Annotated in this window: 12 protein-coding genes; 4 read left to right on the plus strand and 8 right to left on the minus strand. The window is 34.4% G+C overall.

Annotated features, from left to right (window positions below; translation table 11 throughout):
• Positions 1 to 112: 112 nt before the first annotated feature.
• The 3 genes from ovoA to PL9214_RS20935 all read right to left on the minus strand — a co-directional run bounded on the left by ovoA (position 113) and on the right by PL9214_RS20935 (position 3,034).
• Positions 113 to 1,447 (minus strand): 5-histidylcysteine sulfoxide synthase, encoded by a 1,335-nt coding sequence (gene ovoA / locus PL9214_RS20925; protein WP_072720675.1) that lies wholly within the window; start codon positions 1,445 to 1,447, stop codon positions 113 to 115.
• A 170-nt stretch (positions 1,448 to 1,617) separates the two neighbouring features.
• On the minus strand, positions 1,618 to 1,923 hold the full coding sequence (locus PL9214_RS20930; RefSeq protein ID WP_072720676.1) for a YkvA family protein: 306 nt from the start codon (positions 1,921 to 1,923) through the stop codon (positions 1,618 to 1,620).
• A gap of 157 nt (positions 1,924 to 2,080) precedes the next feature.
• On the minus strand, positions 2,081 to 3,034 hold the full coding sequence (locus tag PL9214_RS20935; protein ID WP_072720677.1) for an SAM hydrolase/SAM-dependent halogenase family protein: 954 nt from the start codon (positions 3,032 to 3,034) through the stop codon (positions 2,081 to 2,083).
• Positions 3,035 to 3,063: 29 nt separating this feature from the next.
• Here PL9214_RS20935 and PL9214_RS20940 point away from each other — a divergent pair, with 29 nt between their 5' ends.
• A complete protein-coding gene (locus PL9214_RS20940) occupies positions 3,064 to 3,915 on the plus strand; it encodes a DUF3598 family protein (protein WP_072720678.1) in 852 nt (283 codons plus the stop codon).
• Positions 3,916 to 4,019: 104 nt separating this feature from the next.
• Here the strand turns inward: PL9214_RS20940 and PL9214_RS20945 are convergent, their stop codons facing one another.
• Positions 4,020 to 5,201, minus strand: a complete 1,182-nt coding sequence (locus tag PL9214_RS20945; RefSeq protein WP_072720679.1) for an RtcB family protein — start codon at positions 5,199 to 5,201, stop codon at positions 4,020 to 4,022.
• Between the two features lie 208 nt (positions 5,202 to 5,409).
• Between PL9214_RS20945 and PL9214_RS20950 the strand changes: the two genes are divergently transcribed.
• Positions 5,410 to 6,063, plus strand: coding sequence for a GNAT family N-acetyltransferase (locus PL9214_RS20950; RefSeq protein WP_072720680.1), 654 nt, complete (start codon positions 5,410 to 5,412; stop codon positions 6,061 to 6,063).
• Positions 6,064 to 6,098: 35 nt separating this feature from the next.
• Here PL9214_RS20950 and PL9214_RS20955 read toward each other — a convergent pair whose 3' ends face one another.
• Positions 6,099 to 7,376, minus strand: a complete 1,278-nt coding sequence (locus tag PL9214_RS20955) for a tetratricopeptide repeat protein (protein WP_072721173.1) — start codon at positions 7,374 to 7,376, stop codon at positions 6,099 to 6,101.
• A gap of 181 nt (positions 7,377 to 7,557) precedes the next feature.
• Between PL9214_RS20955 and PL9214_RS20960 the strand changes: the two genes are divergently transcribed.
• Complete coding sequence (locus tag PL9214_RS20960; RefSeq protein WP_245824322.1) at positions 7,558 to 8,706, plus strand: esterase-like activity of phytase family protein; 1,149 nt, start codon at positions 7,558 to 7,560, stop codon at positions 8,704 to 8,706.
• Between the two features lie 42 nt (positions 8,707 to 8,748).
• Here the strand turns inward: PL9214_RS20960 and PL9214_RS20965 are convergent, their stop codons facing one another.
• Complete coding sequence (locus tag PL9214_RS20965) at positions 8,749 to 10,107, minus strand: tetratricopeptide repeat protein (protein WP_072720681.1); 1,359 nt, start codon at positions 10,105 to 10,107, stop codon at positions 8,749 to 8,751.
• Positions 10,088 to 11,482, minus strand: coding sequence for a helix-turn-helix domain-containing protein (locus tag PL9214_RS20970; protein WP_072720682.1), 1,395 nt, complete (start codon positions 11,480 to 11,482; stop codon positions 10,088 to 10,090). The genes PL9214_RS20965 and PL9214_RS20970 overlap by 20 nt, the downstream gene beginning before the upstream one ends.
• 296 nt (positions 11,483 to 11,778) lie before the next feature.
• On the opposite strand from PL9214_RS20970, the gene PL9214_RS31505 reads away from it, so the two are divergent.
• Positions 11,779 to 11,952: a hypothetical protein gene (locus PL9214_RS31505; protein ID WP_186440430.1), complete on the plus strand. Its 174-nt coding sequence runs from the start codon at positions 11,779 to 11,781 to the stop codon at positions 11,950 to 11,952.
• 61 nt (positions 11,953 to 12,013) lie between these two features.
• On the opposite strand, the gene PL9214_RS20975 is transcribed toward PL9214_RS31505, so the two are convergent.
• Positions 12,014 to 14,659, minus strand: a complete 2,646-nt coding sequence (locus PL9214_RS20975; RefSeq protein ID WP_072720683.1) for a protein kinase domain-containing protein — start codon at positions 14,657 to 14,659, stop codon at positions 12,014 to 12,016.
• Positions 14,660 to 14,827: the final 168 nt, after the last annotated feature.

Genomic DNA, 14,827 nt, shown 5'->3' on the forward strand with positions numbered 1-14,827 from the left:
TACCAGATGTTATATTAAACATAACATCTATCTAAAGATAGAGTTATTTTTTCCAGGTAAGGGTATTGATAACTGATAACTGATAACTGATAACTGATAACTGATAACTGTATTAGTTAATATCTTGAACAATCCGAAAACCAGCGTGTTGATAGAAATTCGGACGAAACCAATTGCGATAATATTTTAAAGCTTCCGTGCCATTTGTGATCCAACAGCCTCCTAACATCATTTGATGTTGAGTATCAAAAAAGATAGCAGAATTATCTTCATAAAGAAAATGGGGTTCATACCCTGAAAGGGGGTTTAAATGATCACTCAACCATTCCCAAACATTCCCCCGCAAATCATAAAGTCCAGAGTAACTTTTTGCCGTTTCTAACAATCCCACCGGACTCGGTGAACCGAATTTAAAATTGAGATTATAATGGTCTACATCTTCGACTAAACCATTACCGTAAGTAGCAACATTGTACTCAGCTTCATTCATTAACCGAGTTCCTTCACCTTTCCAACGACAATAAGCCATTGCTTCATAATAATTGACTTCCGCCGGCCAATCTAACGGTACATCCATTTCATCAAACTGGGCGCGATATTTATAACTGCCCTTTTCTAATCGCCAAAATTTGGGATGTTGGATATTATTTTCAGTTTTCCATTGCCAAGATTTTTTATCCCAATAGTCTTGATTTTCGTAGCCACCCGCCTTAACAAAATCCAGGAATTCGCGATTGGTAATGAGATATTTACTCGCTAAAAAAGGTGCAACTTCAACAGTGCGTGAACCATAATCAATATCCCAACCATAAGTTGGATCATCAAAAGTTTTGCCCAGTTTTGCAATTCCACCTGCAACTTTTACCATTTCATTCTCAGGAGTGAAATTATTAGACGGGGCATATTTCCAGTCTGAAGGGCGTTGAACTCGCTCTAGGGGAAGCTGACGAAATAACATCGAAGAGGTTTCGACATGAATGCGCTGATGTTCAATTCCCATGATTAACGCCCACAGGGGATGATCGGGAAGAATTGGCAAAGTAATCGGCGTTTTTTCAATGAATTCTGATAGTCTTTCTAAGACTTGTTCTCGATATTTCCAAGTCGATGCAACCTCCGGCCATTCCGAATGGGCGATCGCTTGATTTAATTCGGTGGGTGTTGCGGGATCAACCCCAACTCCAAACAGAATTTCATAGTCTGGATTAAGGCTTTCTTCTAATAATCCAACGTGCATTAATTTATTGATATAGAAAGTCGCCGAATGCCCGAGATAAAAAATGAGCGGATTTCTCAAAGGGTCAGGATTCAGATAAAATGTATCTTCTCCGACTAAACTTTTTAGGAGCAGATCTTCGAGTTGCCAAGCATCCTGAAAATAGTTGAGAAGAGTTTTGCGATCGCAACAATTAAGTTTGGGAGGGGTATTAGATGTCAGAGTCTTCATGGTGGATGGGAATGAATGTTTCCTGAGAATTAAACCCGATTTTTTGGGGTTATATTCCTTGATTTTATCAATAAAGATGTCTCCTCCTATTAATTATTATTAAAACAGGGAGTAGAGATCAGGGTTAATTTTCTCTACTCCCTTTTAAGATTTATATCAAAAAAATTAATCTAGCTGACAGAAACGTCTACAACGGTTTGGTCACGGTTCACAGATTCAACTTCATTAACCTCTGTCCCTTGACGGGTTTGTTTGCGGCGGTTTAAACCTTCAATGAGTAATTGCGATACTTCAGTGACTAAAATGGTCGCAATTATCCCATCATCTAACCATCCGACAACGGGTAGAAAGTCAGGAGAAATATCAATCGGACTCACTAAATAAAGTAAGCTTCCTAAAATCACAACCCAACGATATTTTGTATTCCGTAGGGTAACGCGATACCAATTATAAAAGGATTGAATAAGATCTTTCATTTCACAGCCCTAATGTTGTCTACCTAATTTACATAATGACAAATTGAACTGGGAGCGAGAAGTGTAGAAAACCCTGTAGGGTTGTAGGGATGTTTCACCAGGGATTTTTCCGTAATGGTGAGGTTGTTAGATGTAGGGTTTTATTTTCAATCCCTAATTACTGATGACTGATAATCACCTGGACTTTTGCTCCTAAATCTAGTTTTAATTGTTGTTGAGCATTTCCCCCATTCATGGCAATTTCTAACCACTGATGAGAACCTACTAAGGCGACCAATTGACCTGATGGCAAATCTCCATAGGTTTGACCTTTTGGAATCAGACAAGATAAACCCGCAAGTTTATGTTGCTCTGTTTGCAATATTTTTTTAGAATTTTTCTTATTTTTAAGTTTATTTTTTTTCGGTTTGTGTTTTTTGTTTTTGGGCTTTTTCTTACCTTCGCTGATTGCTATATACCAGTTTTTATCCGCAACGGCTTCCCCAGGAATATTGGTGACTAAATTTCCAAACCCATCAATATATTGAATACATCCCTCTATGCCATCATCAGTCAATCGACAGGATGGTAAAGATAAGCGTACTAACGTTTTTAGGTCAATGAAGGTTCCCAATTGTTCTAGGGGAATACCAGAGGCTAAATGAGCACCAACCGCCGCAAAAATATCTCGACCGTGAAAGGTTGTACTCGGTTGAGAGGTTCGCCAATATTTAGGATTATTTAATTCAACAGCAATAATTTCCGGGGATTCTAAATGATTAGAATTAATGTCAATTTTAGACGTTAAAAAGGGTTCTAATAGTCCCGTTAATAATCCATTATCCGGCCCGACTAAATAGCTATTTTTAAATTTAATCGCGATCGCTCGTCGTTGGGTTCCTACCCCAGGATCAACCACAGCAATATGAACGGTTCCTTCTGGGAAATAGGAATAAGCATTCATTAAACAAAATCTGGACATAGCAATATTTTGAGGGGGAATTTCATGGGTTAAGTCAATGATATTAATTTGAGGATTAATTTGACTAATAACTCCTTTCATTACCCCGACATAAATATCTTTTGAGCCAAAATCTGTTAAAAGTGTTATGATTGGATAATTTGGTAACATTATAAACCTTATAATTAATAAAAATCAAAATGAACAGTCAATGGAAAAGTTTTCTAAAAAATCTGGGAGAATGGCAAGGGTCTTTTACCCAGTTCTCACCCCAAGGAGAACTCATTAATGATATTCCCAGTCATCTTACCCTAGAAAGTTTTAATGAAAATCGAACAGCCCGCCTAACCCTAAAACGATTTTATCCTAATTCCGATCCAACACTTGAACCGGAAATTAAAGAATTAGTTCGAGAATACCAATCTCTGGGACGAGATATTTTATTTTTTGAGAATGGTACTTTTTCTCAAGGCACTATTCAACTGTCTCCGATTTCAAAATCTGGTGCAGAGTTTGGGTTTATTCATGAAAATCGACGGTTGCGCCTAGTAGAATTATTTAATCTTGATGGTTATTTAGAAAGCTTAACTTTAATTCGAGAAAAACGTCAGGGAAGCAATGATATTGAACGCCCTGCTTTAACCCTTGAAGCCTTATTAGGAGAGTGGAAAGGTGAAGGAATTACCCTTTATCCTGATTTACGTTCTCCTGATATTTATCCAACTCGAATGCAGTTGCAATTAGAGTCTGATAGTAAATATCAACTGCTGCAAAATTTAACGTTTGGGGTTCAAGACATTAAAATATCCTCAAAAGCTAGAATTGAGGGTTCAATGATTCGCTTTGATCAAGGGAAAAACCCAGTTAGAGTCATATTATTGCCGGATGGGGCATCTGCTACAATTCCTGAACGAGTAGAGTTAAGAAAACCCTTCTTTTTTGAAGCAGGTTGGTTAATTAAGCCTGATATTCGACAGCGTTTAATTCGTCAATATAATGATAAAGGAGAATGGTTGAGTTTAACATTAGTTACAGAGTATAAACAATCCTAGGAGTCAGGTTTTATCCCTATAGCCTACATTAAATAATGATTATTTTTTGATACAAAAAAAATTTTTAAGTTAGAGGGCGAGAAGACCTCGCCCCTACGGAATTTTTACCCTTTGACGCAGAGAATTTGTTTTAAAGTGGCTACCACTTCAACTAAATCGGATTGTTGTTTCATGACTTCATCAATGGGTTTATAAGCACCGGGAATTTCATCAATCACTCCTTCATCCTTGCGACATTCAATCCCTTGAGTTTGTTGAATTAAATCATCCAAACTAAATTGTTTTTTGGCTTTAGTTCGAGACATTAAACGCCCTGCGCCGTGGGAACAGCTACAGTAACTATCATGATTTCCCTTGCCTTTAACAATAAAAGATTTTGCTCCCATTGAACCTGGAATAATCCCATAATCTTGTTCTGCTGCCCGAACTGCACCTTTACGAGTAACATAAACTTCTTCGCCAAAATGCACTTCTTTTTCAGAATAATTATGATGGCAATTAACCTCTAATAAAGGTTTGGTGGGTTTACCTCCCGCAATGGCTTTTTCTACAATTCGTTTAAACCGTGCCATCATAATATCTCGATTTAATCGAGCATAATGTTGTGCCCATTGTAAATCATTCCAATAGGCTGCAAATTCGGGAGTTCCTGATACAAAATAAGCTAAATCAGGGTCAGGTAGTTTAAGTTCAGCTAATTTTGCTAGATGTTTTGCAGTGTCAATATGATTCTGGGCTAACATATTACCAATATGACGAGAACCAGAATGCAGCATTAACCAAACGTTGTTTTCTGCATCTAAACACAGTTCAATAAAATGATTACCCCCTCCTAAAGATCCCATTTGTTTCATGGCTTTTGATTCTAAGTTTTGAACTTTAGAATGTAGATCTTTAAATTCTCGCCATCCTTGCCAGTTTGTAACAGCTTTTTCAATTTCTTTATTGTCATTAAATCCAACTGGAATAGCAGCTTCAATTTCTTGGCGAATTTTTTTGAGTTTTCCCTCGACTTGTTCGCCAATAAAAGGTAATTTAACGGCACACATCCCACAACCCACATCAACGCCCACAGCCGCTGGAATAATGGCTTCTTTTGTAGCAATAACAGAACCAACTAATGCCCCTTTTCCTAAGTGAACATCGGGCATTAAAGCAACGTGCTTAAACACAAAGGGCAAAGAAGCGACGTTTTTTGCCATTTTGGTTTCTTCGGAACCTAACTCATGATTTGCCCAAGATAGGACGGGTTTAGGGGTGGAAAGTTTTAAGGTTTCGTAAGGCATAAGAGTTTTATAGTCTATCTAAATATTGATTTATGTCAATTATATTACATTTGTAACATACTGTCAAGAGGTGTGCGGATTTATGGTAGGGTTAAGTTGCGTGAACTAAAAACCAGGTTTCTATGGGAGATTAATGGTATCAAATTAAGATCTGTGGAGAAACCTGGTTTCTGGACGGCGATCATTTCCCTTTAAACTAAAATCTCCTATGTATTCAACTAATCCGCAAATTCAATTTAAGCTCATTCAAAATCCTGATCATCCTGATTTTAAAGTGGCGATCGCTCTTTATGAACAAACATTTCCTGCTTATGAACGAGTTTCGGTTGCTTGCATACAAGAAGCAATTCTAGCGAAAAAAGCTCAACTCTGGGGGGGTTATTATCAAGATCAATTGGCTTTAATGTCAATTTTATATTTTCTTCCCAGTCAGGATTTTATCTTATTAGCTTATTTAGCAACAGTTCCCCATTTAAGAAATATTAAAATCGGCTCTCAATTTTTGAATTATATAATTGATTTCGTTAAAAACCAATCTAAAACTTTAGTCTTAGAAGTTGAACATCCTGATTTTGGAGAAGATCGGGAATTAAAGCAACGCAGAGTCGGATTTTATACACGCTTAGGAGCAAAAACGTTAAAAAATATTATTTATATTTTACCTGCTTTAGATGGCACTAAAACCACAGAGATGCTGTTGATGGTTATGCCTCATGATCATAACTTAGAAAAATTAAATCCAACCATTGTTAAACAGTTAATTAGAGAGTTATATCAAGTCGTTTACCATTGTCATCCTAACGATCCTATTTTTAATTGGATTGAAAATATTAATGACAATATTCTTCTAACTGATAACTGATAACTGACAACTGACAACTGACAACTGACAACTGATTATTGATTCATTTGACGGTTAACAATATCAATTTTTTTCACAAAATAATCCTCTCTGTATTTTAACTGTTGTGCTAAGGCTAATCCTTGTTGAAAGGCTGCGATCGCAGATTGATAGGCTTTTTGAGATAAATAAATATCCCCGATTTGATCATAAGCATTCATCATGCCATAATAATTATAAGCTTGTTGATTGACTAAAACTTGAGCTTGATAAATATCTAAAGCGGTTTTAATTTGGTTTTGAGAACGATAAAGTTTCCCTAATCTTCCTAATGCTTCACTGGCGTTATCAAACTGTTGAATAGAGGTCGCAATACCATAAGCTTCCTGATAAGTTAATCCGGCTTGTTCAAATTGTCCTAATTTTTCATAATTCCCACCAATGGCTAATTTAATTTCAGGAATGGGAAATAAATTAGGTTGATTTGCATAATAGCCTGCTAGTCTTTCCCGAACAGAAATAGCCTTTAAATATTCTCCAATTTGTTCATAAATAAACGCTAATTGTTGCAGCGATCGCACTTCACTCGGTGGTGGTGTCGGGTTGGGATTTTCGGGTGTAGCTGGTTGGGGTTGAGGAGGTAGCCTATCCCCTTGTACGGTACGAATTTCCTGCTGTAATTCTAATAGTTTTTCATAGGTTTCCGAGGCTTTGGGATAATCTAACCAATTCATATAAATTTGAGCAATCTCATTAAAATATTGTTCTTCGGCTAAAATATCTTGACTTTTGTTAGCCGTTTCTAATAAAGTTTGATAAACAATTAAAGCTTGATTTTTAGCTCTAACATTCTTAAAAGCTAATCCCAAAAATTGCCATAATTCTAAATTATTATTCTTTTCTGTTTGCAGTTTTTGTAAAATTTGATCCAGACGTTCAGTGATAAATTTTATATAGAGTCGTTGACTATTATTCCAAGCAATTAATCCCACCCGATTTAAAGCAGCAATTTCTTGAGATAATCCAAAATAACGACGAATTCTTAACTCTCGGTTCCATAATTCAAACGCACCCGGAATATTTTGGGCGGCTAATAATGCGGTGGCTTCTACATTCAGTTTGGCTAATTCTGGTTCTAATATGTCCTGTTGACTTTTGCCTAAAATTTGTCCTTCAGAAGGGGGAGAAGGAAGTAAATGGTCGGGTTCTTTACTGAATAACGGGTTAGGAGAAAAATCATCTAATAAGGGTTTTTCAGGTTCAGTTTCTTTTTTCTTTTCTGCGATCGCAATTCCCATATTTCCGAAACCATATAAAATTATAACAACAACCATTACAATATAATTTAATGTTTGAATGGTAAGACTTTTGCGATTGATCATAAGGTTAACGGTGTATTCTTAAAAGCGATTATAGCCAGCATAAATCAATTGTACCCTAGAAGCAACCGTCAATGCTACTGAAACCTGATAAAATATGGGATAATAGCAGGATAGAATTCAGGAGGAAAGAAAATTGAGAGTTGGCAAAAAATATAAAAGCTTTTTTAAAAATCTGGCAATTTTATTCTGTAGTTTGGTATTTTTAACCGCTTGTTCTATTCCGCAAGTGTCCGCAGAGGAGAGAATGTTTGTTGATTTATCGCTCAGTTTTTTAGGGAAATATGAATTATCAAACTCAACAACATTGAAACATCAATCTGTCGAGAAGTTATCATCTCTGACTTATCAAGTTCCGGGGTATGGAACCTCAACGGATAGCAGAATTCGATTTTATGGGTTATCAGATACAGCAAAAACAGAGTCCCCAGCTAAGTTTTACACCTTGAACTTTACCTTAGATCCGTCTGAATCTATCCCGTTAAAAGATATTACCATAGACGGATTAACAATACTCAAGGATAAACAGGATCAACCGCTTTTGGAAAATCAAGTTTACCCTGAAAGTATTGCCTTTTCTCCGCGTCATTCTGTGTTTATTTCGACGGAAAATTTAGAAAATGTTAACACTCCTCCCTTAATTGCTGAATACGATTTAATAACCGGACAATTAAAAAATACTGTTCCTCTTTCTCCCTTTTATTTTCCCCAATTTAATGAATCTGAACAAACCCAAGGAGTCGAACCTAAATTTGGCTTTAAAGGCTTAACAATTTCTCCCGATGGCTTTAGTCCCGATGGTCGAGATCCCTTTAGATTATTTACGGTGACAGAAAAACCTTTAATTCAAGATCGAGATCCAGAAAATTCAACTAAATTAAGATTATTGCATTATGTCATCGCAGATAGAGCTTCTTTTCTAGTTTCTGAAACCTTATATCTACTAGATGAAACCTCTCAACGCTTAGTGGATATTGCAGCGGCTAAAGGGGGAATATTACTGAGTTTAGAACAATCAAAAGACACGGGTAAAATTTATCAGTTATTCACCGGAGATGCAACGGACACCTCTCGTATGGTGAGTTTACAAGGAGACTTAATTAAAGTACAACCTGTGCGAAAAAAATTATTACTTGATTTACAAGATTTAGGAATATCTTTACAACAGTTAAATGGAATGACGTTAGGCTCTCGTTTACCGGATGGAAATCAAAGTTTAGTCTTAATGGGTGAAGATGATTATCATAAAACTCAGGTTTTATTCTTCAGTTTTAAACAAAGTTGAATTAAATAAATAGTGGCTAATAATTAATAATATAATAGTAGCTTAACGGTGAAATCGTTTTGCTAAACTTATAAAGCCCAAATAACCTAATTGATTCAACAGTTTCAGCCATTCTCCCAAGGACGCTGATTTTTTATAGTAGATACGAATGAGATGGATAGCAGCATCTCCAATTATTTTCATGGAATTTAAGCGTTTTCCTTCTTTCAATAATTCTGAAAAAGCTAATATCGCTTGAGACCAATTTTCAGAATATTCATATATTCTTGCTCGATTTGCAAGTACATTAAGCAGCTTTTCTGTAGCATAATCTAACTGATTATAAGCTAGTTCTGCCTGATCTAAATATCTTTCAGCAGCTTCAAAATTTGGCTGAGAACCTTTGCTATAAGCTGCTGCTGCTAAAATATAGATATTTCCCTCAATTTCAGGGAAAGATAACCGACTTGCTCCTGTTCCCAATTCCTTTGCTTTTTTAATTTGTCGCAGGGAGTTTTCCAAAAAATCTTTAGATTTTAGAAAATGACTTTTTTTATATTCTAACCAACCCATTCCATAATAACTCAAGGCAAGAAAATACCAATTTTCTGTTGTTTCACATAATTCTTGAGCGTCTAAGAAAACTAATTCCGCTTCCTTGATTTGGTTCAGGTTCAAATGAGCAATTCCCTGGCTATAAAGAATCCGACCCAAATCAAAATAGTTCTCTATTTCTCGCAAAATCGATGCCGATTCTTGATAACAATTAACAGCAAGATTACTTTTGTCAAATCGATCATAGTAACTGCCTAGATTAGCTAATGTATTTGCTTGTAAATAAAGATGATTTTGCTGTTCAAATAGTTTTAAAGCTTGCAAAAGATGTCTTTCTGCATCATCAGGTTGATTATAACGTTGAAGTGCTATTCCTGCTCCTAAATGATTCCAAGCTAAAAATATTTTATCACCAGCTTCTTGACTGGCTAAAATTCCTGCTTGATGATAGTCTATAGATTTTTGAAGTTGACCAATTTCTTCGAGATAACGTCCTAAACCACAATATAACCAAGGTGCATCTGTTCCTACACCTTTAGCAATTTCTTGTTCAGTCCAATTTCCCCAATCTCGCCAATCTTGGGTTAATTCACAATAATTAAATATTACTCGACAATAATCTCTTATATTTTGTTGATTAACATCATAATTCTGTTGATTAACATCATAATTAATTTGCTCAAAAATATCTCGCAATTGCCCAATAATTTCTGTTACTGATTCTGATTGTTCTGGTTGATTACTAAATAATTTTTCATTAAGTTTTTGAGCTTTTTTTAACCAGTTTTGACTCCAGGTATCTGGACTAGAATACAATAAATTCAGATAATTTTTATAAAATTCAACATTATTGGGTAAGTTGTTCATATTTCTCTCTTAATGTATAGCGAAAATAACGGGCTGTAAAAGAGTGTAAAGATACTTGTTTACTTAATCCTGAACTTACATCTACTAGAGATAATCTAACTAAAAGTCTCAAGGCATGATCAACTTCGTTTTTTGATAATTGATCAGTAAGATCATACAATAACCTCACCGGAACGGGTTGATTACGAGCCGCAAGATTAATTAATAAATGTTGAGTCCAAACAGCATTTAAATTACAAAGTTCTTGCCAACTATCTTCAAAAAGATAATCATACAATGCTTGTCCTTCTGGTACATTCTCAAAGCGTTCAACAATGCGATCTAAATCCAAATTTTTCAATTGACTGGCCAAAAGCTTCATCGCCAAAGGCATTCCATCAGTAATCTTTAAAATTTTTTCCATTTCAGCTTCTGTAGCTTGAAGAATAGGATTTTGACTAACTGGATATTTTTCTTTTGAAATGACTTGAATAAATTCACGCGATACATCACGATTTAATTTACCAAGTCTATATTCAAAAATATCACTCTCTGTTCCCTTTCTACTGGTTAAAATCAAGGTACTTTGCCCTAATAAACTCCGTAGTTCGTTAGCTAATTCTTTAGGACTTTCTGTGTCTTCTAAACCATCAATAACTATTAGAGTTTGCGTGTTATTTAATATCTTACTGATTTCAATTTTACACTTTTCAATATCTTGTAATACGAAATGAGGTAATTTGAGTTCACTCCCAATGTCTTTAATAGCATCTTTTAAGGTTAAACGAGAATCTCGTGAGCTAGAATTAGTTTGATTTTGTTCCGGATAATATTGATATACTTTTGCTCTGACCCAAGCAATTTTTGAGAATAATTTAGCATGATAAGCTTGGGATACTAATTGATGACAAAGGGCAGTTTTTCCTAAACCACCGATACCCAGTATTCCAATTATCCCTAAAACTTTATTTTTTTGTTCAGATTCTAGGTATTTTAAGAGTTCTTCTATTTCAGGATTTCGTCCTACAAATTGACCATAAGTTTTTTCTTTTTGCCAAGTTTCTTCACTATACTCTTTAGGAGTACCACCAAAAGTATTGGTTTGTTGATAGCCTTTACAATTTCGTTCAATAGCTGCTTTAAAATTCCTTTTAGTTACTTTTTCTCCTAATGCTTCTGAAAGTTTATCCCAAAATTTATTTCCTACATCTTTTTGAAGATAGTTTTGACTATAAGCATGGCTCTCAGCTATTGTATTGTAAGTTTTTTTCTGCCAAGATTCTCTAAAAATAATTGTCTCAATATCACTAAGTTTCTCTCCAAATTTTTCATAAAAACATCTGTTGGCTACTTCCAAAGCTTCATCTTCACTTAAGTTGCTGAATTGCTCTGTCATAAGATTAAACACCCTCACCTGACTTTACCTGACTTTACCTGACTTTACCTGACTTCTCATTATATCAGATGTTAAAGTCCTGATTTTAACTAGATTTTTGCTGTATCGACCATTTTGACTCGCTACGAGAACATTGATTTATAGGTTTAAGGGTTCAGTTTTAGTTCATTTTATTTCGCCAAGTAGATTGAACAAACTGAGCCTTCAAACCATTCATTATCAAGCATTCTGGAAATATACGAGTAAGCACAGTTGGCCAACGAGCTTCTCATCCCATTATTGAGAGGTAATCTGTGATGAAACGTCTTTCTTTAACCCAAATTTTACTGATTGTGAGTTTAATGGTTCATACTGTAAGATTCATGGGTGATATTTTGCCTTATAATCAACCTGCTTTTGCTTCTCCAGATCCTTTTGAAGTTAAGGTTAATCATAATTGTCCAGATGGTAATACAGGAGGAACAAAGTAGTTTGTAATTCTAACTAGATTTGCCTAGATTATAGGCAGTCTAGTTTGGTTTTATAAAATCATTATTGTTTAACTTTCTGCTTTCCTAATTCCTGCCATTCTTTGATTTCTGGCTGATTATCTGGAGCAGAATAAGTTAAACATTTTTGCCATTCTATCTGTGCTGGCTTTTGTTCAGCTTCTAATACTTGCGCCATTAAACAGTAAGGGGGTGCTAGATTTAACTTTAAGTCAATAGCTTGTTTTAGAGATTGTTTAGCTGCTGATAATTGTCCTAATTTTAATTGTGACCAGCCTAAATTTTTATATAGATCATGTTTAGGGTTAATCTCAGAATTAGGATTAATTTTTAAACTGGTCTCAATTAAAGTAATAGCTTGATTGTAATTACCTGTTAAGATTTCTAAACGAGCTAAATTATTGTAAGATTCGTCCAAATTTCCTATATCAATAGCTTTTTGATATTCATTTTTGGCTGAACCTAATTGTTCTTGATTGTCATAAAGTAATCCTAAGTTATGATGAGCCGAAACAGATTTATTATTGAAAAATAAGGCTAAACGATATTGCCATAAAGCACTATTATAATTGGATTGCTTAAATGCTTGTAAACCACGATCATTAAGTTGTCTAGCAATTTGAGGTGATAATAAAGATAAAATTAGAGAGGTTACAACTAAAAAGGTAGCTATAGGAATTGTATTTAATAAAAATTTTTGTTTTTGAATTAAAAAGAAATAATGCCAATAATTTTGGTGTTTTATTAGCTCTAAAATTTGATTAATATTTTCGTTTTTTTCTTGTTCTATCGCGTCTAAGTATTGTAAAATAATTGATGTATTCTGAGGACGTTTACCCGGATATTCTTCGATCATATAGTTAATTAATTTTGCTAAAGATTGAAATTCATCTTTAAGTGTGTTTTTGGCAAAATCTTCAGGATTATTTCCTGTTAATAAACTCACAAAAGTGCGCCCTAATGCAAAAAAATCTGATTGAGGAAAACATAAACCTGTAAATTCTTGTTCTGGTGGTGTATATAGGGGAGATACAATTTTTGTACCAGATTCATTTTTACCCATCTTAATTAAATAAGTTGTTGTCATTTGTCTAACAGCACCAAAGTCAATTAAAACTAAAGTTCCCTCAGACTTTAGGATAATATTTTCTGGTTTAATATCTCGGTGTATCAGTTTCTCTTGATGAATTAGAGCAATAGTTTCCGTTAGTTGTTTTAACCAATTTATTGCCATTTTTATATCGGTAATTTTTTGATTTTTTTCTAACCACTGTTCTAAATTTTCTCCAGTAACTTTTTCCATGACTAAACAATGTAATGGCGTTAAATAAACTTCTGGGGTAATAGTAAAGTAATCATAACCTTTAGGGATACCAGGATGAGCTAATTTTTGTAATACTTTTGCTTCTTGTTGAAACAGAGAAATGATTTTATATAGTTTAGTAAATGCCTGGATAATATAGTTACTAATGACATCACTTACTAGGAGTGAACTTTGTTTAAAATATTGTAAAATATTTCCATTAAATTCTTGTTTAATATCCTGTGCTACCAGGTTAAGAACTCCAGGGTGATAACTATAACGTCTGATTAAATTAGTTAAAGATTGAGTATCTTTTCCCAATCCTTGCTGTTCAAAAATCTGGAGAGCAGATGCTGGATCTAATCCCTTTAAATCCCAGGAATAAACTGGCATTTGTTGAGATAATAACAGTTCAAATTGTCTCGGTTTTTCTTGACTTATAAAAAGCCCACAACTTTGATGAGATGTTTTAGCGATTTGGTTTAATAAATCTCCATACTTTTCGTATTCCTGGCGGTAATAACCCGCTAAATGTTCGGATTTTAAAAGTTCTTCCCAATTATCTAATATCAGTAAACAACGATGGTTACGAAAATAATCAATAATGGGTTTTATATCTCCTGTAACATTTGTAGGTTGTTCAGTTAAATCATGCAAAAATAAAGAAAAAGGCTTAGGATTAGATAAATTTTTATAAATAATACACTCAAACTGATCTGTGATTTGCTCTAAAAGATTTACGATTAAACTTGTTTTACCAATTCCAGCCATTCCTAATAGTAAAATAACTCTTGTTTGTTTATTACTCAGCCATTCTAATAACTGATTTAACTCATTTTCTCTTCCATAAAATATAGGCTGATGGGGAAGTTCATCTAAATTAGATTTTAAGGAAAAATTATCAAATTGTTGAGGTTCATTCTCAGCTATTTTTCGCCAATCTAAATCCAGAATAGCACAATAAATTTTAAAAGCATTTACGTTAACTGGATATATTGTTTTATGAGAAGCAAATCGGCTCCAAGTTCCCCAAGAAATATTTTGAACATAAATTTCCCCAGAATCAATCAATGTTTTAATTTTTCCTAAAAAAGTAAATTTATTATTTTTTAAAATTTCCCACTTGATTTTATCTAATTTTTCCTGTTTTTGTTCTTGAGTTTGGCGTTTATCCCTTTCAACTCGAAAAATTTGTTCAAAATCTTTCAACCACCGAGGGTCATTATCACTTAGCTGATGCTTTTGTTGATATTCCTCAATATACCTATAACAAGCAATAACCAAAGGCCTAGTATCCTGTTCGCTGACTTTCCATTTTCTATCTGCGATCGCAGTTTGAATCTTTTGATGCCCTTCTTTCGAGGCTGTAAAGGTTTGACCTACCATACCTAGTTTTAATTCATTGTCAAGATCAGTTGAGATCAGGAATAAGCCGATCTTAGCAGATATGACAGCTTAAATCATCTCTTGGAATAATCAAGGTGTAGTGAAGCGAGAAACCTTTCTTGCCGAGGAAAGAAGGTTAAGCCTTTTCCCAATTCATTCAACCTTAAT

This window comes from Planktothrix tepida PCC 9214 (assembly GCF_900009145.1).
Taxonomy (GTDB): domain Bacteria; phylum Cyanobacteriota; class Cyanobacteriia; order Cyanobacteriales; family Microcoleaceae; genus Planktothrix; species Planktothrix tepida.

Bases quoted from the DNA above. Each gene is read 5' to 3' on its own strand.
- ovoA (WP_072720675.1), bottom strand. From the start codon at position 1,447: ATGAAGACTCTGACATCTAATACCCCTCCCAAACTTAATTGTTGCGAT.
- PL9214_RS20930 (WP_072720676.1), bottom strand. From the start codon at position 1,923: ATGAAAGATCTTATTCAATCCTTTTATAATTGGTATCGCGTTACCCTA.
- PL9214_RS20935 (WP_072720677.1), bottom strand. From the start codon at position 3,034: ATGTTACCAAATTATCCAATCATAACACTTTTAACAGATTTTGGCTCA.
- PL9214_RS20940 (WP_072720678.1), top strand. From the start codon at position 3,064: ATGAACAGTCAATGGAAAAGTTTTCTAAAAAATCTGGGAGAATGGCAA.
- PL9214_RS20945 (WP_072720679.1), bottom strand. From the start codon at position 5,201: ATGCCTTACGAAACCTTAAAACTTTCCACCCCTAAACCCGTCCTATCT.
- PL9214_RS20950 (WP_072720680.1), top strand. From the start codon at position 5,410: ATGTATTCAACTAATCCGCAAATTCAATTTAAGCTCATTCAAAATCCT.
- PL9214_RS20955 (WP_072721173.1), bottom strand. From the start codon at position 7,376: ATGGTTGTTGTTATAATTTTATATGGTTTCGGAAATATGGGAATTGCG.
- PL9214_RS20965 (WP_072720681.1), bottom strand. From the start codon at position 10,107: ATGAACAACTTACCCAATAATGTTGAATTTTATAAAAATTATCTGAAT.
- PL9214_RS20970 (WP_072720682.1), bottom strand. From the start codon at position 11,482: ATGACAGAGCAATTCAGCAACTTAAGTGAAGATGAAGCTTTGGAAGTA.
- PL9214_RS31505 (WP_186440430.1), top strand. From the start codon at position 11,779: ATGAAACGTCTTTCTTTAACCCAAATTTTACTGATTGTGAGTTTAATG.
- PL9214_RS20975 (WP_072720683.1), bottom strand. From the start codon at position 14,659: ATGGTAGGTCAAACCTTTACAGCCTCGAAAGAAGGGCATCAAAAGATT.